This window comes from Aquimarina sp. 2-A2, assembly GCF_045505135.1.
Taxonomy (GTDB): Bacteria; Bacteroidota; Bacteroidia; order Flavobacteriales; family Flavobacteriaceae; genus Aquimarina; species Aquimarina intermedia.
Map to the genome: position 1 here is coordinate 112,164 of NZ_JBJKFI010000002.1, position 21,969 is coordinate 134,132.

The 21,969-nt window shown below is 35.3% G+C and carries 19 protein-coding genes; 13 read left to right on the plus strand and 6 right to left on the minus strand.

The window, feature by feature from the left end:
• Positions 1–97 precede the first annotated feature (97 nt).
• Together ACJRPK_RS05885 and ACJRPK_RS05890 are read left to right on the plus strand one after the other, a co-directional pair.
• On the plus strand, positions 98–604 hold the full coding sequence (locus ACJRPK_RS05885; protein WP_407138946.1) for a GreA/GreB family elongation factor: 507 nt from the start codon (positions 98–100) through the stop codon (positions 602–604).
• Between the two features lie 115 nt (positions 605–719).
• Positions 720–1,064, plus strand: a complete 345-nt coding sequence (locus ACJRPK_RS05890; protein ID WP_148782284.1) for a hypothetical protein — start codon at positions 720–722, stop codon at positions 1,062–1,064.
• Between the two features lie 85 nt (positions 1,065–1,149).
• On the opposite strand, the gene ACJRPK_RS05895 is transcribed toward ACJRPK_RS05890, so the two are convergent.
• From ACJRPK_RS05895 to ACJRPK_RS05915, 5 genes are all read right to left on the minus strand, one after another.
• Entirely contained in the window at positions 1,150–3,186 is a 2,037-nt protein-coding gene (locus ACJRPK_RS05895) for a PepSY-associated TM helix domain-containing protein (RefSeq protein ID WP_407138947.1), read from the minus strand.
• Positions 3,187–3,197: 11 nt separating this feature from the next.
• Entirely contained in the window at positions 3,198–3,485 is a 288-nt protein-coding gene (locus ACJRPK_RS05900) for a hypothetical protein (RefSeq protein ID WP_407138948.1), read from the minus strand.
• Between the two features lie 3 nt (positions 3,486–3,488).
• Positions 3,489–3,815, minus strand: coding sequence for a hypothetical protein (locus ACJRPK_RS05905; RefSeq protein ID WP_407138949.1), 327 nt, complete (start codon positions 3,813–3,815; stop codon positions 3,489–3,491).
• A 74-nt stretch (positions 3,816–3,889) separates the two neighbouring features.
• A complete protein-coding gene (locus ACJRPK_RS05910) occupies positions 3,890–6,313 on the minus strand; it encodes a TonB-dependent siderophore receptor (protein ID WP_407138950.1) in 2,424 nt (807 codons plus the stop codon).
• Positions 6,314–6,793: 480 nt separating this feature from the next.
• Positions 6,794–7,819, minus strand: coding sequence for a LacI family DNA-binding transcriptional regulator (locus ACJRPK_RS05915; protein WP_407138951.1), 1,026 nt, complete (start codon positions 7,817–7,819; stop codon positions 6,794–6,796).
• A gap of 170 nt (positions 7,820–7,989) precedes the next feature.
• Between ACJRPK_RS05915 and ACJRPK_RS05920 the strand changes: the two genes are divergently transcribed.
• The 7 genes from ACJRPK_RS05920 (at position 7,990) to ACJRPK_RS05950 (ending at position 17,056) form a co-directional block, all read left to right on the plus strand.
• On the plus strand, positions 7,990–10,605 hold the full coding sequence (locus ACJRPK_RS05920) for a TonB-dependent receptor (RefSeq protein ID WP_407138952.1): 2,616 nt from the start codon (positions 7,990–7,992) through the stop codon (positions 10,603–10,605).
• 107 nt (positions 10,606–10,712) lie between these two features.
• Positions 10,713–12,014: an MFS transporter gene (locus tag ACJRPK_RS05925; protein WP_407138953.1), complete on the plus strand. Its 1,302-nt coding sequence runs from the start codon at positions 10,713–10,715 to the stop codon at positions 12,012–12,014.
• 12 nt (positions 12,015–12,026) lie between these two features.
• Positions 12,027–13,199, plus strand: coding sequence for a glycoside hydrolase 100 family protein (locus tag ACJRPK_RS05930; protein WP_407138954.1), 1,173 nt, complete (start codon positions 12,027–12,029; stop codon positions 13,197–13,199).
• On the plus strand, positions 13,196–14,140 hold the full coding sequence (locus ACJRPK_RS05935; protein WP_407138955.1) for a carbohydrate kinase family protein: 945 nt from the start codon (positions 13,196–13,198) through the stop codon (positions 14,138–14,140). Before ACJRPK_RS05930 ends, ACJRPK_RS05935 begins: the two co-directional genes overlap by 4 nt.
• Before the next feature lie 228 nt (positions 14,141–14,368).
• Positions 14,369–14,830: a cold-shock protein gene (locus ACJRPK_RS05940; RefSeq protein WP_148782283.1), complete on the plus strand. Its 462-nt coding sequence runs from the start codon at positions 14,369–14,371 to the stop codon at positions 14,828–14,830.
• A 137-nt stretch (positions 14,831–14,967) separates the two neighbouring features.
• Positions 14,968–15,159: a cold-shock protein gene (locus ACJRPK_RS05945; RefSeq protein ID WP_148782282.1), complete on the plus strand. Its 192-nt coding sequence runs from the start codon at positions 14,968–14,970 to the stop codon at positions 15,157–15,159.
• 289 nt (positions 15,160–15,448) lie between these two features.
• Positions 15,449–17,056, plus strand: coding sequence for a protein adenylyltransferase SelO (locus ACJRPK_RS05950; RefSeq protein ID WP_407138956.1), 1,608 nt, complete (start codon positions 15,449–15,451; stop codon positions 17,054–17,056).
• A gap of 62 nt (positions 17,057–17,118) precedes the next feature.
• Here the strand turns inward: ACJRPK_RS05950 and ACJRPK_RS05955 are convergent, their stop codons facing one another.
• Positions 17,119–18,018, minus strand: a complete 900-nt coding sequence (locus tag ACJRPK_RS05955) for an EamA family transporter (protein ID WP_407138957.1) — start codon at positions 18,016–18,018, stop codon at positions 17,119–17,121.
• Between the two features lie 214 nt (positions 18,019–18,232).
• Here ACJRPK_RS05955 and ACJRPK_RS05960 point away from each other — a divergent pair, with 214 nt between their 5' ends.
• The 4 genes from ACJRPK_RS05960 to ACJRPK_RS05975 all read left to right on the plus strand — a co-directional run bounded on the left by ACJRPK_RS05960 (position 18,233) and on the right by ACJRPK_RS05975 (position 21,963).
• A complete protein-coding gene (locus tag ACJRPK_RS05960) occupies positions 18,233–18,409 on the plus strand; it encodes a hypothetical protein (RefSeq protein ID WP_407138958.1) in 177 nt (58 codons plus the stop codon).
• Between the two features lie 229 nt (positions 18,410–18,638).
• Positions 18,639–19,067 (plus strand): peptidylprolyl isomerase, encoded by a 429-nt coding sequence (locus ACJRPK_RS05965; protein WP_407138959.1) that lies wholly within the window; start codon positions 18,639–18,641, stop codon positions 19,065–19,067.
• 325 nt (positions 19,068–19,392) lie between these two features.
• A complete protein-coding gene (locus ACJRPK_RS05970) occupies positions 19,393–19,932 on the plus strand; it encodes a DUF4251 domain-containing protein (protein WP_407138960.1) in 540 nt (179 codons plus the stop codon).
• Positions 19,933–20,094: 162 nt separating this feature from the next.
• Positions 20,095–21,963, plus strand: a complete 1,869-nt coding sequence (locus ACJRPK_RS05975) for a fatty acid desaturase (protein ID WP_407138961.1) — start codon at positions 20,095–20,097, stop codon at positions 21,961–21,963.
• The last annotated feature ends 6 nt before the right edge of the window (positions 21,964–21,969 follow it).

Sequence of the window (21,969 nt, forward strand, 5' to 3'; positions counted from 1 at the left end):
GGAGATGGCTCTTTTGAAGTTATCTCCGGATACTAACAAATAAGTAAGAGTCCTAGTTTAGGTGCTTTCGCTAATTGTATAACTTAATTTGAGCATTATGAGTAGAGCTTTTGTAAAAGAAGATGATCAGGAAGAAGTACCCATAATTCCGCCCAGAGCCCATTTACCCGAAGGTTTTGTGAATTACGTGACACCTGTAGGCATGGATTTATTGCTTGCAGAGAGAAAAACATTGTTGGCTAAGAGAGCTTCTTTACATATCGAAGACGAAAAAGACAGAAGATTTGCCATAGCGATGCTTGATGGTCAATCACAACTCCTCAATCACCGGATTGCGACAGCCAAAGTTGTACAACCGGCCACATATCGCACTGACGATACGGTGAGGTTTGGTGCTACCATAACCTTAAAAATTATGGAATCGGGAAAAAGCGAAGTTTTTCAAATTGTTGGGGTAGATGAAGCTAATATTGCTAAAAAGAAGATAGCCTATACCTCTCCAATGGCTAGAATACTGATTAATAAATCTGAAGGAGATACTGCCACCTTAATTCTTGAAAGAGGATGCAGAGTTTTTGAAATACAAAAAATTACGTATAAGTAGCGCTTTCGTAAAGAGTTATTAATTGATAATTTAGAGGATTTGAAGTCAATATTTTTTAAATAGCAGTCCATTTCTAAAAAATATGTTAAATTTACGGCTTTAAAAGCCCATTAACATGAACAAGATAGTATTATTAGTAGTAACATTGATTATGACTACCAGCTTTGCTGCCATAGGAAATAATCCAATTGAAGAAACGACAGTAACCTACAACGGACAATCGGATAAGGCGTATTACTTTACGAATAAAGAAACCGGGAAGGTAATGGAAATTACTTTTGTAAGTAAAAAAGCTATTTCTAAATTTGATTTAAGTGCTAAAGAAAACATAGGTAAAACTTTCTTAATCACTTATGAAAAAGATCAAATTGAGGTAAGTAATCCTAATAATCCATCGGATGCAGAGGTAAAACAATATAAGCACCGACTTATTCTGACGGATATTAAAGCTGTAGAATAACTAAGATATTAACTGAGATTTTAGCAAAAAACCTGATCAAACGATCAGGTTTTTTACTTATTATTAGACGGTAATCTGGTGTAATCTAGCCTATTTGCTTAGACCATTTGTGTAAATTAATAACTAATAATACATTTGTCACGGCCATGATAGCTAATATTAAAATCTCAGAAAAGTTGGAGCTTTCATATACTATAGCCGTAATGAAATGGTATATATTAAATACCCCTAATAAAATTGCCCAAACGAAAGAAGTTTGCTTGAACCAGTATTTGGATACTTCCAGAGTCAGCAAGCAAAACAGAAATGCCACGCCTTCAAATAAAACTCGATAGAGGTGATGCTCAACAGGAACATCTCCTGTAGCCCCTTCAATCATTAAACTCTCATTGTAATAGACGCCAAAAAGTCCGTAGATGTGATGCAATATAAAACCTACAGCAATTAGTAACCAGTAGATAGAAATTTTTGTTTTCATAAAATGTAAGGTGTTTGATTGTTCATTTATTGGTATGGTTGTATTTAATTCTCTTTGATTTTCATAATGTGCCTGTATTAGCGTATGATGTGCTATTTTAGGAACTGGCCGCTTTAATTTGTAAAAAATGAAGAATGCTAGTGTTGATAATCCTAGCCACAATAAATCAATGGTGAAGATGTCATAATTTTTATTTGATAACGTAATCCAAATCCAATTTTCGGACACCATACCGTTAACTAAAGGAATCATGCAGCCCAAAACAGCTCCGGAAAGTAAGGTGTATTTGTTAGTTACGTAGTTATCTCTTTTAAATCTGAAAAAGATGGTGAGGGCTAACCAGCCCAAAAAGAAAACACTGTATAAAATAGTCATTCTGGACGCATCCAAATCTCTGGGAATTAATTTGGAGACAATGAAAGACAAAGCAGTGATTGGGAATAAACTTAAACAAATCGCCATATAAATATGACCTACTTTTCTATTATATAATTTTTGTACTACGTCAAGTTTCTTTTTATTTCTCGCTTCAAGCCAAATTAGTACTCCGGTGATTATCACAAAACATGTACAAAGCGCTAATAAGAAGTAGAGTGTTTTGATCCACATCCCTCCATAATCGCCAAAATGTAACCGCTTGATAGCAATTTCCACAGCTTCGGTATAATTACGCTCATGTGGATCTTTTATGGATGCAATTGTATCGGTGGCCATATCATAAACGACACGACCATAGCCTACAAATTCTTCACTAACGTTTAAAAGACCATCCACTTGAAACTTCATATTAGCATCTCCATAATTGCGTATATAGACCTGATTAATTTCGAAATTTTCCCATTCTGAAGCAGCTCGTTTCATAAAACTATTAAGATCCAATGATGTATCCATATTTCCCTCGATTGGGTAGGTAGTACTCATCGGCCTGACGTCTTGCATCAATTGTTCCTGATCATAATCATAAATAAAGTTTGCCGGAACTAAAACCAAAGCAGACAAGCATAAAAAACAGCTAGTCACCGCAAAAACAAATTGAAAAGGTAGTCCGATAACGCCAAGAGCCGTATGCGCATCAGTCCAGACGGTTTTTAGTTTTGCTGTTGGTCTGAAAAGATTGAAGTTTGATATTATTTTTTTCCAATGGATAATCACTCCGGTGACGATAGCAAAAAGAAAAAATAATGCTACAAATCCTGCAATATAGATCCCGATGGAAGGTATTTGATGAAAAAAATGTAATCGATATAAAAGTTCGCCAAAACTATAAAATCCATAATAAGGCGATATGGTATAGGTATCCTGATTTACTAAGAAGTAGCGCGGTTTATCAGTGGGCGTAACTACGGTAGAATCTTGTGACGGACTTAAAATTACATAAATTTCCTTTTTGGCGTCCGGTGGTATGATACGAATATCTCGTCCGTAAAGTGCATAGCCATCCTCTTCTATGGTTTGTGCTAATTTTGTATAGTCAATTGCTTCAGCCGAAACTGTTGGGGCGGTATTACCCTTTTCCCAGGCAGTGATTTCGTCTTTGACTAAAGCAAAGGCTCCTGCAAAGAATATGATATATAACGCAACACTAATTACAATTCCGCTAACGGTATGGGTGTGAAAAAAAATATTATAAGATCGTTTACTCATTTTTACAGAAATTATATTTTTAACAGATAAACAAGTACACTGCACATTACAATTAATAACACATACCATAGCAGTGCTTTCCAACCGTTTTTGAATAAAAATGGGAGCAGTAGCAACACCATCCAAACTAAGAATATGCTATACATTGAAGTTGCAATAACGATTTTGGGCTCCGCTACTAATTGAGCAATGATAATATGTATTAAGGAAGCTAGTATATAGCCGCCTATAATTCCTGATGTCAATTTAGCAACACGCTGCCCGATCGAAGTGGTGAGATATTTTTGATTTGCAGGCATAAGCTAATAATAATAGTTGATTAGATATAATACCATTGCCAATGCTACGATGTGTTTATACCTGAAAATTCGTAAAGGAGATAGTATAATTAATAAACTCCATACACACATCATGCTCAGGATTACTGTAAAGATTCCAAATCCAACACCAATACTTGAAATAGCCGTTAATAAACTGATGACTAACAACAGGAAACCCGTGAGTTTAGTATATTTTGCATGAGACTGCAACCATACGCGTAGGCTATCAGAAGATTGAACTTCCAATCGTTTAGAACTTGCGTAGAGGAGGTAGCAACTTATCGCTACACTATAAATTAGGAGTATCATAGAATTCACATTTTTAAGAGGATAACACCCCAATCCAATTGCTTGAATTGAGATGTTGCTGATTCAAATAAAAACTAAAACTTATAGGTAAAATTGGCTAATAAAGCTCTGGGTTGCTGTGGTGTTATGGTTGTCCATCCTTTGTAATATGTTTCGTTAGCTATATTATTGAGCTTAAGACCGATGCGATAGTTTGCAGCTTCATAAAAAACCGAACTGTTTAAAATGGTATAACCGGGTAAAGTGAAGGTTCCGCCAGGACCATAGTCCATAATGGTATTTTCTCCGGCCCCATTAAGTCCGAAGCCTACACCGAACCCCTCTAGAATTCCGGTCTGGAATTCATAATTTGCCCAGAAGTTGTAAAGAATTTCTGCACCGGCTTCTACAGGTCGAGACCCTTGTAGGATAAGGTTATCTGTTTTTACAATTTCGGAATCGTTGTTACTAAATCCTGCTTTTAGATTTAGACCCTCTATCGGATTAGCGTTGATTTCAATTTCAAATCCTTTACTTTCAATCTCTCCATCTTGAATTTTGTTGAAAGGAGCAGTAGGATCAGTCATTACTTTATTATTAACTCTAATGTCATAATAACTTAAGGTGGCATTTAGACGATTGCTGAACAGATTGGTTTTAACACCAAATTCAATTTGATTGGCCTGTTCGGGATCAAAAGTTTTTAAGGTTTGCGGTCCGGCAGAAGGATCTCCAACCAAACTCGGAGCCACATTCGTAAAACCATTTTGATAGTTGGCAAAAACGGATACCATTTCCGCTATGGGTTGGTAGAGAATGCCAAACTTGGGAGAAATTGCCGTCTGATCAAAATCATCTTCGGCAGTTGAGATATCTCCCTCATTTTCAAAGTGATCAACGCGTACGCTGGTCATTACTGTAAGTGTTGGTAAAATATTCAACACATCGGATATATAGGCACTATAAGTGCTCGATTTGGTTTTTAGGTTATTTACAGGTTGCGCAGCTAATGCCGATAGTACTCCGGCTTCAGTTAGCGGAAACGGAGTCATTTCTTCATCAGGAGTAAAAGGGTTATCATTATTGATAGTCCCATTAGGTAGTACATTACCATAGAACGCAAAGCCTGTACTTTGATCCACAGCTGTGGTGTGAAAATAATCCAAGCCTGCTACAATACGGTTTCGTAATTGAAATAGTTTAAAATCTCCGATGAAATTTTGCTGAATGTCCGTTGTGTTTGTTTTTCCGTTTTCTTTATTAATAAATCTGGTGAAGGTGTTGGGAGCGAGAATTCCGTACTCATAGAGGTAGGAATAATACCCGGTAGAAGAAGTAGTACTTCTGGAAACAATAGTTTGGGATTTCCATGAATCACTAAGTTTATAATCCATCTCTACACGGTAATTAGCAGATGGGTTTTCAAGCGTCAAATCGTTAGAAGTAAAGGATAGTTTAGTATTGTAGCCCAATTCATCAATGTTTTTTGATGCCGCAGGAGCTGCTCTATTAAAAAATAAGGATACAGGATTCGTTTGTTCGGCCTGCGAAATTTCAGCATACAGCGAAAATGACAGTTTATTGTTTACGCGGTAGGATAGAGAAGGAGCGACAAAAAAAGAGTTCCTGAAACCTGCATCCTGAAAGCTATCTTCGGTATAGTACGCTGTATTCAGCCTGAAATAAATATTGTTATTCTTATCTAATGCCGTATTGATATCTCCGGATATCACTGTTAAGCCGTAGGACCCTGCGGTTAGTGATACTTCACCACCAAAACCTTTATATGGTTTTTTGGTCACGGTATTTATTAACCCTCCATACGAAGTAATTGAGCTACCAAACAAGGTTGCCGAAGGGCCTTTAATTACCTCAATACGTTCAATATTGGCAGCATTAATGGTTCCATTAGTTAATCCCGGCATACCATTTACAAGTTGTGGTTGTACATTAAATCCACGCACGGTATAATATCCGGATCCGTCTCCGCCACGACCTGTAGAACTCCATAACTTATCCACGCCGACGGCGTTTTTGAGCGCATCATCAAAGGTAGTCACAACCTGCGAAACTAATAGATCTGAAGTGATGGTATTATAAACCTGTGTGTTTTCAAGATCCTTTAACGGTAATTTTGCAACGTATGCAGTCTCCTTCCTGGAAAACTTATTACGTCTCGTTCCGTTAACTACAACTTCATCCAGAATTTCGTTTCCTTCATACAGCTGGATCGTTTGTAAGTGCACTGGTTGGGATTCGGTAATCGCTATAGTGAGTTCTTTTGTTTTAAAACCTACATAGGAGACTTGAACCGTATAGTTACCATAGGGAATGGAAAGAATACTAAAGTTTCCGTCGATATCTGTTTGCGTACCGATTGATGTGTTTTTCAAAAAAACATTAACTCCGATAAGTGGTTGATCGTTGCTATCGGTTATTTTTCCCGTTAGTTGATTAGTTTGAGCAATTCCCTTACTCAAGCTGAACAGTAAAACTAGAATGGTGGTTAGGTATTTCATTATTCTTATTTAGATTGATTTAAAATAGTTCTGTTTTCTGTCGCAAAAGTAGCGTAGAAGAACTAACAAAACAACTTTAATTAGACTAAATCTAAATAAGACATACCTAACATTTGATAATCAAATTATTAAATCGTCAGTTACTATTTAACAGGAGGGTTGTTGGAATTAATAAACAGAGAGAACTTAACTAATAATTTTACAAATGTGTGCTTTATCGTAGGATTGTAGGTGTAAAAACACAATAACCTGAAGAAAAACAAGTCAATTGTACCTCTTGAATTAGAAGGTTCTCTTTTGAAAAAACAAAAAATCTTCTAACGAAATGTCATTATGCTTCATGTAAAAATCCGTGACTAATTTTCGGTTTGCTAATGACATGAAAATCAATAGATAGCGTATTCCATTAGACAGGTAATATTTTGTGCCAAATTCATGTTGTCAAGTACACTTATTCTTTTTTAATTCGCAGCTTATCTATTATTTGGTGGAATCCCTTTTTATTAAATCCGTTTTTAACTCGATAGTTTTCGGAACAAATGACTTGTTCTTCTTACTAGCCTTAATTTCCTTGTATAAACATTTAAATGCGACTTTACCCATTTCAAATCCTGGCTGATCAACAGTTGTAAGCGAAGGTGTTATAGCAGAAGACATGAACCAATTACTAAAACCAACGATAGCTATTTGTTCAGGTATTTTAATTCCTAGCTTATTAAATTCTGAAATTGCACCTACGGCAACCAAATCTGTATTGATGAATATACCGTCAACGTCCTGATGATCTTTTAATAATTGTATGGCATTTTTTTTACCTTCTTCAAAACTCTCGTCACTACATTCGCAGATATAAACTAAGGAGGGATCATATTGCATATTATTATCTTGCAGAGCTTTCTTATAACCCAAAAATCTATCAATAGAATTTTGTGGCAATAGGGGACCTCTAAAATGCGCAATGCGTTTACAGCCTGTATCAATTAAATGTTGCGTTGCGGCATAGGCTGCTTGTATATCATTGATCACAACTTTAGAGCATCGAACCAATTTTGCGATTTTATCAAACATAACCAAGGGTTTTTCTTGATCAATGACATCTGTTAGATGAGAAAAATCTGCCGTGCCATTGGCTAAAGAAATTAAGATACCATCCACACGCTGACTCATCAAAAGGTCAACTTGTTTTTTTTCCAGTTCATAACTTTCATTGGATTGAAGAATAATTACCAAATAACCTTTTTTTTCTGCTTGTGAAATTATTCCTTTTATGACACTAGAGAAAAAATGATGAACAATCTCCGGAATAATTAAACCAATAGTTTTTGATTCTTTGGTTCTCAGGTTAACGGCAAAGGTATTTGGTCTATAGTTTAATATGCTCGCATACTCTTTAACCAAACTTTTAGTTTTTTTACTAACATCTGGGTAATCTTTCAGAGCTTTTGATACTGTTGTAACAGAAATATTTAAATGTTCTGCTATTTGCTTTAAAGTTACTGGTTTCATGGATTATAGGGAATTACCGCAATAAATGTAATAAGAAAAAACTAAATCGAAAACGTTTTCGGTGTATTCGAAAACGTTTTCGATAAAATATTCTCATTTTTTAACTATGAATAATTATAATTTGGATAATAATTCAATAGTTTTTTAATAATCAACACAATAATTGACAGATGAAACTAACAAAAGTAAAACTTGCGTTGTTATTACCGATTCTTTTTTTCGTATCGACTACGATCGCTCAAACAACAGTCTCTGGTAATATTAAGGATCAAAACGGTATGCCTTTGATAGGTGTAAATGTTTTTTTGGAGGGTACGACCAATGGATCAATGACGGATATGGACGGTAATTATACTATCACGAATGTGGCAGATGGGGAGTATATATTGAGCGCTACTTATTTAGGATATAAAAAATATGATTCCAAAGTAACTGTTCAAGGTTCACCGATTGTTTTAAATTTTCAGATGACAGAAGATTTAGAGTCTTTGGATGAAATTATTCTTACCGGAGTTGTAAACCCCAGATCCAAAATTGAATCCAGTATCTCTTTGACTAGTTTAAAAGCCAAAAACATTGCGCAAACAGTACCCAGATCTACTGCAGAAATCTTCAGAACAATACCCGGTATACGCTCTGAATCGTCCGGAGGAGAAGGAAATGCCAATATCGCTGTACGAGGAGTTCCAATTTCATCGGGAGGGTCTAAATATGTACAATTACAAGAGGATGGTTTACCAGTATTACTTTTTGGTGATATTTCTTTTGGGACAGCAGATATTTTTACAAGATTTGATTATAATATTTCAAGAATCGAAGCAATTCGAGGAGGCTCTGCATCCACATTGACTTCTAATGCTCCTGGTGGAATCTTGAATATTATTAGTAAAACAGGAAGAAATGAGGGAGGAGCTATAGGCACAACAGTCGGACTAGATTATGAAACCTTTAGAACTGATTTTGATTATGGTTCCAAAATAGGCAAAGATTTATATGTACACTTTGGTGGTTTTTATAGAGTAGGAGAAGGGATTAGAGAAACTGGTTTTACTGCAAATAATGGTGGACAGTTCAAAATAAGTTTATTAAAAGAATTTGAAAATGGCCACATACGAGTCTATTCTAAATATTTAAATGACAGAACTGCTGCATATTTACCCATGCCTTTAAAGGTCACGGGCTCTAATAGTGATCCTGAATGGGAAAATGCTCCTAATTTTGATGCCACTACCGGATCCATTCATAGTTCAAACTTAACACAAACCGTTGGTCTGGGTGCTGACGGCCAATTGAGAAGAGGTAATGTAACGGACGGTATGCACCCTATATCAACTTCGGTAGGGTTTGAAGCATCCTTCAATCTGGAGAATGACTGGAAAATAACTAATAATAGTCGTTTTTCTTTAAATAAAGGGACTTTTGTATCGCCTTTTCCAGCCGAAATTGCCACCGCTTCTAACATAGCAGAATCATTTGGTCCAGATACTTCATTAGCGTTTACAGACGGTTCTGCAGTCGATCCTACTAGTTTAGTTTCCAGAATACATATGTTTGATGTTGAGTTAAATAACTTCAATAATTTCATGAACGATTTTAAGTTATCTAAATCTTTTAATACTGTTGACATTACACTTGGTTACTTTAAGTCTATTCAAAACATTTCAATGTCCTGGTTATGGAATTCATATTTGCAGGAAGTAAATGATGATAATGCAAGGTTGATTAATGCCTTTGATGCTTTTAATAATCCTTTAAGTGAAAATGGATTGTATGCATATGGTACACCTTTCTGGGGAAATTGTTGTAACAGAAATTATGACACTCAATATAATGTTTCTGCTCCTTATGCAAATATTACTATCGAATTGGCTGATGCTTTTACCATAGATGCCAGTGCACGATATGATATAGGCAGGGTAGATGGATCTTTTGCGGGAACTGTACAGACACAATTTGATATCAATAATGATGGAATTATTTCTCAGCCTGAGCAGAGTGTTTCTGCTATTGATAACGCAAATCCAACCGCTGTAGACTATGAATATGATTATTTCTCCTATTCAGTCGGCTTGAATTACAAGTTAAATAAAAAACAGTCACTATTTGCACGAATAAGTAGAGGGGCTTCAGCAAAAGCTGATCGTATACTGTTTGCGGATTTAAATTATCAGGATGGAGATGCTATTAACTCTTTAGATTTCATTAATCAGCTAGAAGCGGGATATAAAAGAGGCTTTGAAAATGGTGCGCTTTATGCAACAGTATTTCATGCCAAGACTTCAGAAGAAGGTGGTTTTGAAGCGACTTCAAACAGTATTATTGAAAATGACTATAAGTCTTATGGAATAGAAGTAGAAGGGTTTTATACTATTTCTGATTTTAATTTAAGAGGTGCAATAACTTACACTAAAGCCGAAATAGATTCTGGAGATAATGAAGGAAATATACCTAGAAGACAACCGGATCTTATCTATAATTTCATACCCTCGTATAATTTTGGTAAAGAGAAACAAAATTCTATCGGTGTAAATTTTATAGGACAAACAAAAGCTTACGCACAAGATTCGAATGAATTGATTATGCCCGGGTTCATTGTGGTAAATGGGTTTGTTAACGTAGGAATTACAAAATCATTGAATGCCAATATATCTGCCAATAATATTTTTGATTCTATTGGTATTACAGAAGTTGAAGAAGGAAGCATTACAGAAGGTCAAGATAATTACTTAAGAGCACGACCTTTGCCAGGAAGATCTGTCACACTTGGGTTACAATACAAATTTTAATTCGTTCCTTCGATTGTCCTTCATAGAGCAACTGTTTACTAAGGATAATTATCACAAGCAAAGCAGGTAATTGAGGTTGATGGTCATACAAAAGTTAAAAGCAATCAATGAATAAAAAAATAAAATTAAGTTTCTGGAATATATGGAATATGAATATCGGTTTTTTTGGTATTCAATATAGTTTTGGATTACAACAAAGTGCCGTAAACCCAATCTATGATTTCTTGGGAGCAGCGCCAGATGAGATACCCATACTCAATCTTGCTGGTCCCGTAACAGGATTGCTTGTACAGCCAATAGTAGGGGCTTTGAGTGATAAAACGTGGCATCCTAAATTCGGGCGACGTAAACCTTATTTTTTTATTGGAGCTTTATTATGTAGTTTAAGCCTTCTTGCTTTTCCATTTAGTAGTTCCTTATGGATGGCTGCGGGACTACTATGGATTCTTGATGCAGGAAATAATACGGCGATGGAACCGTATAGAGCATTTGTAGTAGATAAGCTGGATGAAGAACAACAACCTCTTGGATTTCAAATGCAAAGCTTTTTTACGGGTTTAGGCCAAACATTAGCTAATTTATCCCTATTCATTTTTCCTATGATTTTCATAGGAAAAACAGGTTCCTTACCGACATGGGTGTACGCCTCATTTTTTTTAGGAGCAATTTGTTCCATTGGTTCTATTTTATGGAGTATAAAAACGACTTCAGAAATTCCTCCTACTGATAAAGAGTTGGCAGTAATGAAAAGTAAGAAAGAAGGGTTTTTTGATCCCATTCTAGAAATATTTTCTGCCATTGCAGAAATGCCAAAGGTGATGTGGCAATTAGCGTTAGTGTATCTTTTTCAATGGTATGCCTTATTTTGTTATTGGCAAAACTCTTCCAAAAGCATTGCACTCTCTATTTGGGATGCGACACCTAAGAATAATCCTGAAGCTTATGAGATGGCCGTGAGTTGGACTGGTCTGGTGAATGGCTGGTACAATATTGTTACTTTTCTTACCGCTTTTGCTCTGGCTGGATTAGCTAAAATTTACAGTGCAAAAAATGTACATATGGTCTGTCTACTACTTGCTGCAATAGGTTTTATCGCGTTTCCATTAATCCAGAACAAATACATATTGTTTTTGGCTATAACCGGATTTGGTATTGGTTGGGCAAGTATGATGGGAATCCCATACTTAATGGTGGTTGCAGATATACCAAAACAGCGGTATGGTGTCTACATGGGTATAATCAATATGATGATCGTTATACCTATGATTCTACAAAATGTATCTTTTGGGTATATTTTGAAGAATTTTTTGAACAATGATCCACGTAACGCTATAACTTTTGCAGGCGTACTTTTATTACTTAGTGCTGTTTGCACTCTTTTTGTTAAACAAAGAAAATATAAAGCATAGGATATAAGTATTATGAAAGACATCGCTTATAATAAAGCAGTTGATTTACTGCACAAGGTTTCAACTCCCAAAGGATTTTTGGCGAGTTCAGAGAATACGGCAAATTATCAAAGAATTTGGGCGCGCGATGGTGTCATTTGCGGACTTGCAGCATTGTTAGATGGGAATGAGGAATTAATAAACACGTTTAAAAATACTTTAATAACTCTGGCAGATAACCAACATGCATTAGGACATATTCCTTCTAACGTTTTCTTTGACGAAAAGCAGAAAACAGAAGTTAGCTATGGAGGTCTCGCAGGTCGTGTTGACACTATCTCCTGGTTTATAATTGGAGTCTGCAATTATAGCTCAAGTCAAAGGGATTCTTCCTTTCTGGATAGAATGTACCCACATATTAAAAAGGGGCTGAAGTTGCTTGAAGCATGGGAATTCAATAATAATCATCTAATCTATGTTCCAAGATCTGGAAATTGGGCGGATGAATATATCACTGAAGGGCATATTTTTTATGATCAAGTTTTGCGTTTATGGGCTTTAAGATGCATTCAAGCATTAAAACCTTTGAATGAGATAAGTCAAAAAATAGACACCGTTACCGAAATAATTAGCGGTAACTATACCGTCGGAACATATGATTCTCCTTATCATCCTAAGGCTTATAGTCTTTTAGATGAATCAAGACATTGGGTCGCAGCTGTCAGTCCGTCCGGGTACCAAACAATGTATGACGCTTTCGGAAATTCTCTTGCTTTAATGTTAGAATTAGGAGATGATCAGTTTCAGAATAAAGTAATAGACTATTCAGAAAAACTAAGAAAAAGTTTATCCCTGAAATTACTCCCGGCATTTTGGGAACCTATAACGGAGAAAGGTGATGATTGGAAATTACTGGTTAACAATTGCAAATACGAATTCAGAAATTATCCTTTTGAATTTCATAATGGTGGTACTTGGTCAATGGTAAATGGATTTTATGGAATTTCAGTGATTGAGAAAGACCCTAAGATTTCTGAGGAGGTACTCCAACAAATTAAAGCATTGAATAAAGATCAATCCTATGGATATTATGAAAATTTTCATACCATCAATCAAAAACCAATCGGTATTAAGTACTGTAGTTGGAGTGCAGCAGCCGAAATAATGTTAGAACAATATAGTAACGGAAAAAGATTTTTGATTTGAAGTTAAATAAAATAATCGATATAATTTGTGTGGGTGAAACCTTAATAGATTTCATTGGCCATCAACAAGGTGTGTCTATTAATAACACGAGAGACTATCACCGGTACTTAGGGGGCTCCCCAACGAATGTGGCCATGAATCTTGCGCGTTTAGGTTTGGAACCTGCATTGGTAGCATCAGTAGGAAATGATGGTTTTGGGGATTACGTTCTTCAACGTATGAGAGAGGCTCGGGTAAGTACACAATTTATTAAATGTGTTGATGGAATCCCTACAAGTACTGTCTTTGTTTCCAGATCAACCGATACTCCAGATTTTATAGCGTATCGCGAAGCGGATTTTTTAATTACTGAAGATCAAATTCCAAAAGAAATATTATCTCAAGTGCAAATATATCATACTACTTGCTTTGCTTTAAGCAAACAACCTGCACGAAATACAATTCTAAATAAAGCGAGAGAAGCATCCAGGTTGGGGTGCAAGCTTAGTATTGATCTGAATTATTCGGAAAAAATTTGGAAGGATCGAGAGGAAGCAATGGCAGTAATTAAAGAATACTGCACTTTAAATCCGCTGGTTAAAATAAGTGAGGATGATATGAAACGAATTTTTGATACTTCTGTGTCAAAGAAACAAGTGTTTGACTTTTTTCATAACAATGGAGTAGAGGTTGTATGTCTAACGCTAGGGAAAAATGGGGTGATTCTTTCTGAGAAAGGAAAACCTACTATACAAAAGTCCGCAATTAGAATTGATCAAGTTAAGGATACCACCGGTGCAGGAGATGCTTTTTGGAGTGGCTTTTTATTTGCCTATATAAAAAAATATCCCTTTGACAAATGCCTAGCCATAGCCCTGAAACTAGCCGCCCTGAAACTTCAAAATGTAGGACGTCTACCAGATAATATTGATATTCTAGCTAACTTATTAGAACATGATTAAAAATATCTAAGCTTGAATAATCCTAGATTTGAATACTCCATTAGATGAAAAAATAGATTGAACTAAAACACTTTCAATAAAACTTTTGTGTGAGCATAATGCAAACTTAAAAATAAAATAAAAACTCATTTAAAATTAGATTGTTAGCAAAAATTTTCATTACTACGAAGTAAAACACTATCTTTGCACACTCTTACCAGTATCGGTTAAAACACTTTAAATACACGAATGGCAAAATCGCAACAGACATTTAATAAAATTGAAAAAGAAAAAAAGCGCTTAAAAAAGCGTGAAGAGAAGGCTAAAAAAATGGAAGCTCGTAGAGCTGAAGCAAAAGAAAACGGGAAAAAAGGAATTGAATTTGCTTATGTTGATCATAATGGAAATTTGACCGACACCCCACCAGATCCTTCAAAAAAAATCAAGGTGGATCTTGAAAGTATCGAAATTAATATCCCAAAAACGTTGGAGAGTGAAAAGGAAAAAATTGATCCCGTAAGAAAAGGATCTGTTTCTTTCTTTGATTCATCAAAAGGATTTGGCTTTATTATCGATTCAGAAAATCAAGAGAAATACTTTACGCATGTGAGTGGACTAATTGACGAAATTAGTGAGAATGACAAAGTAACTTTTGAACTTGAAAAAGGGATGAAGGGAATGAATGCTGTAAAAGTAACATTGCAAAAGTAACATCTAAGTTCGCAATTCGATACATTTTCGGTAGGAACACCGTTTTAAAAGCAAATAATTCAATTAAATGATTATTATTTGAATTATTGGTATCATCTTTGCGTTATACAAAATAATATAAATTTAATTACATTATAATGAGTAAAGGAACAGTAAAATTTTTCAACGAGACTAAAGGTTTCGGTTTTATCACTGAAGAAGGCGTTGAAAAAGACCATTTTGTACACATTTCTGGATTAATTGATGAAGTTCGCGAAGGTGACGAAGTATCTTTTGATCTTAAAGAAGGAAACAAAGGATTGAATGCAGTAAACGTAAAGGTTATCTAGATATATATAATACTTCAATGTTTATAAAAGAGGCTGTCTGATAAAGATAGCCTCTTTTTTTTATTTTAATTTTTACTTCAAACTTTACGTCTTCTATTGGTACAATGACTGTATTTGCCTATCAAAGAATTGTTCTCCAGTTGGGGTCTAACAGGTTATGTCTGTTTCACGAAATTCCGGCGCTCTAGCTGAAAACTACTCAACCTATAGTTTGCCAACAAATTGACCTTCAGATTTAATAGTATTCTTTAAGGTTTGATTGCGTCATCAAGTCATAAAGTTATTGATTATGCTTAAATTAGTAGCTTATAAACCTTACGATATACCAGTGATGCATAAGCTTACGATACATGATAGATTCACTAAGGAATTACCTGCAGATCCTAGCACAGAAAACAGTAGAAGACAAGTTACCGAAGCTTGTTTCTCGTACGTAACACCTAAGAAAACTTCAGATCCAAAACTACTACATGTTTCTACAGAAATGCTCGAATCCTTAGGGCTGGATATCACAGACGCACAAAGTGATGATTTTTTAAAGATTTTTACGGGTAATGCACTTTTACCAAATACAAGTCCGTATGCCATGTGCTACGGAGGTCATCAATTTCGAAATTGGGCCGGACAACTGGGCGATGGTCGCGCCATCAACTTAGCAGAAGTAACCCATAAAGGAAAAACCTGGACCTTACAGTTAAAAGGAGCAGGAGAAACACCGTATTCTAGAACAGCCGATGGGCTGGCAGTCTTGCGTTCTTCAGTTCGTGAATATTTGTGTAGCGAAGCGATGTATCATCTGGGAGTGCCAACAACCAGAGCTTTATCTTTGGCGCTTTCAGGAGATCAAGTGTTACGGGATATAATGTATGATGGTAATGCAGCCTATGAAAAGGGAGCTATTGTGTGTAGAGTAGCAGCATCATTTCTACGCTTTGGAAGTTATGAAATATTCGCTGCGCGTCAAGATCATAAGACCTTACAAATACTCGTCGATTATACTATTAAACATCATTTCCCGCATATAGGAGCCCCATCTAAAACAACATATCTTCAATTTTTTAAAGAAGTTGTAGATAGAAGTTTAACTATGGTTTTGCATTGGCAACGTGTAGGTTTTGTGCATGGTGTTATGAATACTGATAATATGTCAATTCTTGGTTTAACAATAGATTACGGGCCATATGGGTGGTTAGAAGGCTATGATCATGGGTGGACGCCCAATACCACAGACAGGCAACATCGTCGCTATCGGTATGGTACACAACCAGACTTAGTACTATGGAATCTCTACAAGTTAGCCAACGCTTTGTATCCTTTAATTCAGGATGTGGAACCACTTGAAGCAATTTTAAATAAATATGACCAAGATTTTAAAGAAGGCTCTTTGAAAATGATGAAATCTAAAATTGGAATATTTGAAATAAATGCTGAGGATGCACACTTGATTGCGGAGCTGGAAACTGTGCTACAACGCTCTGAAACAGATATGACTATCTTCTTCCGAAAGTTATCAAACTTGAAAAAAGAAAATGCGAAGGAAGGACTAAGTACCATTTTTGAAGCTTTTTACCAACCTGATGAAATAAAAGATGAGATTAAAACAGCGTGGGAACAGTGGTTTTTTAGTTATCACGAACGCTTACAAAAAGAAAAATTGAGTGATCAAAAACGTAAAGAAGTTATGGATTCGGTCAACCCAAAATACGTACTACGTAATTATATGGCGCAGCTAACCATTGACCAAGCCGATAAAGGGAACTATGAGATGATTGATGAACTCTATCAATTGCTTCAAAAACCCTATGACGAACAACCTGAAAACGACAAATGGTTTGTAAAGCGACCGGAATGGGCAAGAAACAAAGTAGGATGCTCTATGCTCTCCTGTAGTTCGTAGCATGAATATAATTTCAAGAAACAGCAACATTTCCTGTTCTACGTGTGATTGGTACGATTAGTTTACGAATACAAAATCAATCCCACTCCCAACATAATACCGAATAACGGTATCAACTTCTTACGCTTATTTTTTTCTTTAAAAATCAGTCCACCTAGAACAACCGCAATAAGTATTTGGCTACGTTTTATGGCAGACAGCAACATGATGAGCGCCTCCGGGTCTTGTAGTGCTTTAAAATAAAAATAATCTGCTGCCTGTAATAAGATACCGACAGCGGGAATCGTCCAGCGCCATTTGAACGCAGCTCTTTTTTCTGCTTTAGGGAAGAAGGTAACCGACAAAATAACACAAAGTATCAAAACCGTATACCAGCAAAACCAAAATTGAAGCGTTTGCGGAGTTAAACTTAAATTCTGAATTAAAAATTTATCATATAGTCCGCTGGATGCTCCCAAAAAAGTAGCGCCGATAATGGCAAATATCCATTTGTTGCTTTTAAAATGAATACCTTCTTTCTTTCCAATATTAGCATATAAAAGAACCGAAAGAATAATCATAAAAAAACCAATCCATTGTAAAGACTTAGGTTGTTCCTGATAAATTAAAATAGCACCAATAAAGGTGAAAAAAGGACCGGCAGAACGAATAGGAGTTACAATGGTAATGGGTAGGTGTTTTAAAGCTTGATAAGCCAATACCCATGAAGATGCCATAAGTAATGATTTGATCACGATAAAACCATGAGTGCTCCATGGAATTTCGGTTATATGCAACCCTATACTTTTTGTTACCTCAGGCAAATAAGTAGAACCAATATATAATGGTAGTAGCATCAAAAAACCGGAACCAATAGTACCTAACAGTACAGGAAACACTTCGTTGTCACGAACTGCATCCTTTTTACACAAATTATGTAATCCTAGAAACAAAGCAGCCAAAAGGCCTAAATACATCCACATCGCGCGAAGATAGTTTTTTAGAAAATTTGAGCCGAAAAAAAATCTTATAAATTCAGATAGCGTAACTAGAGATACGGTGGACCGCTTTGAAGAGAATCAAGAAATACAAAATTTAGCTGAACCAGCAGTTACTATTAAATAAGTCAAAGCATTGAAATTAAAAAATATATCAGTAAATTTAAAGTAATATTTTAATAACCTAAATGATATAATCATGAAAAAAACACTTTTAAAATTTAACGGAGTAAAAGAATTATCAAAAACCGATCAACAACAAATTGGTGGAAGTGCACGTCCAAGCCGTCCTTGTGGAGGTGATGGTTCTTTTATATACCAGAACGGTGAGAAAGTATGTTGTTATCAACCTTGGAGTGGTCAATATATTTGTTAATTGTAAGTATATAAAACATACTTGAAAATATAGAACTGCTTAAAAAACATTTTTTTGAGCAGTTTTTTTATGTTCGATACTAATTTTGATGGCATTTTATATGAAAAATGACCAAATTCAGGATAAATACGCTTATAAATCGTAAAATACTCAATTAATTGAAAACCATGCCTTGTTCCATATTATAAGCCTTAACTTTGCAGTAATTATTAAATAAATAAGACAATTTATGAGTACAGTAAAACCTAATGATACCGTAAAGGTGCATTATACAGGAAAACTAAACAATGGAAATGTATTTGATAGTTCTTTAGAAAGAGAACCTCTTGAAGTGCAGCTAGGAAAAGGAAGTCTTATTCCGGGATTCGAAAACGGATTAGTTGATATGGCTGTAAATGAAAAGAAAACTATTACTATAGCAAAAGAAGAGGCGTATGGTGAGGTTAGAGAGGATCTATTTCATAAAGTACCAAAGGCTGAACTTCCACAAGATATTAAACCAGAAGTAGGAATGGGACTTGTCGGTTCTAACGCCGAAGGCGGTCAGCAACAATTTAGAATTGCTGATGTTAAAGAAGATCATATCGTTATCGATGCGAATCATCCCTTAGCAGGAGAAGATTTAACATTCGAACTTGAGCTTTTAGCGATTAGCTAGTCCAAGGAATGTATATTAAATTAGGAACGCCTGACGTGTAACACGTCGGGCGTTTTTTTTATATAATAAATAAAGAATTACTTACCTTGAAAGCTTTTAAAGTTCTGTTAAACAAAGTTTTGTAATCTTTTTATTAATTAATTTTAAGAATAAATTTATGGAACCTGATGGATGTATTTAATCATTAAGCTTTTTCATGTAAATAAGTACAAACTCAATGATCATCTGGTTGTTGAGTTTACGATCACCAAAAACAGTGAACTATAAATGTTCAATCATGTATTCACGCTACTAAATATTCCATGGAGTTCAATCCTTATTACAAATGAAACGTATCCTTTTTCTTATCAGTATTTGTATAATTTTACTTTCTTGTAAGTCATCAGAGTCCACAGCAGCTCAAATTGAGATATTAGACAATATTATCCAATCTCAAAAGTTCACTATTGAGGCAACGTGGGCGTATCCACAACTCACAAACGCTGTGCAACAAGTACTTAATTCAGGTTTAATGCCCCCCGGAAATACTGCGAACTCAATTTCTTTAATCGGTAACAGTAACTTTTTGACTATATCCGGCGATAGTATCTCGTCTTTTTTACCCTATTATGGAGAACGACAAATGCAAATCGATTACAGCGGGAGAGATAGTGCCATACAATTAGATGGTACCATAAACGCATATCAGGCCACTAAAAACAAAGACAACAGTTATTCCATCAATTTTGAAGCAAAAAGTAATTCTGAGAATTTTCAGGTATTCCTTAAATTATATCCGAATTTAAAAACAAACCTTATATTGAATGGAAATTCCAGATTTCCAATCAGGTATTCAGGTACTGTAGTCTTAGATAAAGAAAAATAAAAGGGTAAGAATAAATACAGTAAGTCTGATGAAAGACTCTGTATTCTCTACAAAATTTTCTCTACTCTGAAACATTTGCAGATGTTATATTGATTAGCAGTTCATTCTTTTATTTGTAAAATTCGTAAAATAGAACTATTATTGGTATTATATTTCGATTTTATGATTCTTAGTAAAAAGAATATATCGTTCACAGGTGGTATTGCAGTTCCTACATTACTTTTATTTGTAGCACTCGTTATATCATACGCGGTTCTATGGAATGTTTATGCTGCTGCTAAACTTAGCCATTGGTATGTATTAATTTTAGGTGCCATTCTTGCTTATGGCATGTTTACTGTTGTTCATGAGGCTTGTCATGGCAATATTTCGGGCGGAAATAATCGATTAAAATTTTTAGAAACGATAATTGGCTGGATAGCATCGACCACTTTATTTTTTCCATATTCGGCTTTTGTAGTAATTCACTTGAACCATCATGCACACACGAATAATCCCGAAAAAGATCCGGATAGTTATGTAAACGGAAGTAGTGTTTCATCAACTATCATGCGATGTTTTACTTTAATCGGCCATTATTATAAGATTTCATTTACCCCCAAAAATTCAATGGAAGCTGCGATGATAGGCACACGCAAATATTCCTTACTTTTTATTGTATGCATTCTGATTATCAGCAGTATCCTTATTGCGAATGGTCTGGGAGCCATATTTTTCTTTGTTTTTGTTGGGCCGGCTCTAATTGCGGCCCCTTTTTTAGGTTTTACGTTTGACTGGTTGCCTCATTATCCACACAGGAATATGGGAAAGTATCACAACACTCGAATTGTAAGAGTTCCGGGATTAGAATTTTTATCTTTTTTTCAAAACTATCATCACATACATCACCTGTATCCCAGAATTCCCTTTTATAATTATAGAATGAAATTCAAGGCTATTGAAAGCGAATTACGCAAAAAGAATACCCCAATTGAAGGAGTATCCTTCAAAGACGCAAAAATTTTAAGTGCTAAGAACACGTACAACGATATAATTTCAGGAGGCACTTGGCACTACCTACTTGAAGTGGAAACTATTAATCAACTTACTAAAGACGCCATTGAAGTAGTTTTTAAGAAAGTAGCAAACTTACCCTTCAGATTCAAAGCCGGTCAATACGTTGTATTAACCAGAGAGCTCAATAACGAAACCATTAGCCGATGTTATTCAATTTGTTCAAGTCCGAATAGCGGGACGTTAAAAATTGGCATTAAACGCGTGCTAAATGGAAAATTATCTAATGCCTTACTAGATCAACTTACCGTTGGATCAATGGTGAATGTGAAAGGACCTTTTGGTACATTTAATTTACGGGAAACTATTGGTAATCAAAAGTCTTATAAAATTTCACAGCATATTTTTATAGCGGGCGGGAGCGGTATTACACCTATTCTGTCTATGTTAGAAAAAGCATTAGAAGATGGTTTAAGCAGTCTGAGTCTGATCTATGGTTGTCGTTCTAATCAAGATGTTATGTTCAAAGAAAGATTGGAAAAGCTTTCACAGCGGTATAGCTCTCAATTTAAATTGCAGATTGTTTACGAAGTCCTTACGACTAACTATCAAATTGACTTATTGAAAGAAAAAGTATCCAACGCCTGCTACTACATATGCGGTCCCGCACCTATGATGCAAGCCTCTAAAGATGCTTTGAAACATAACGGAGTCTGTGATTCTCATATTTTTTATGAAGAATTCAAGGTAAATGCGGCTGTATTAGGTGGTAAACAATACAACATACAGACAAATAATAACTTATTTATTAGCTATGAGACCGAAACGATTCTTGAAGCTTCTATACGTCAGCAACAACCTCTTATACATGCCTGTGGAATGGGACAGTGTGGAACCTGTAAGGTGAAATTAATTACTGGTGAAGTGGTTTGGAAACAACAACCTCAAACTGCATTATTAGAGAATGAAAAAGAAGAAGGGTATATCTTATCATGTATGTGTATGCCAAAAAGCGACTTAAGTATCATCAGAAAGTAAATAATA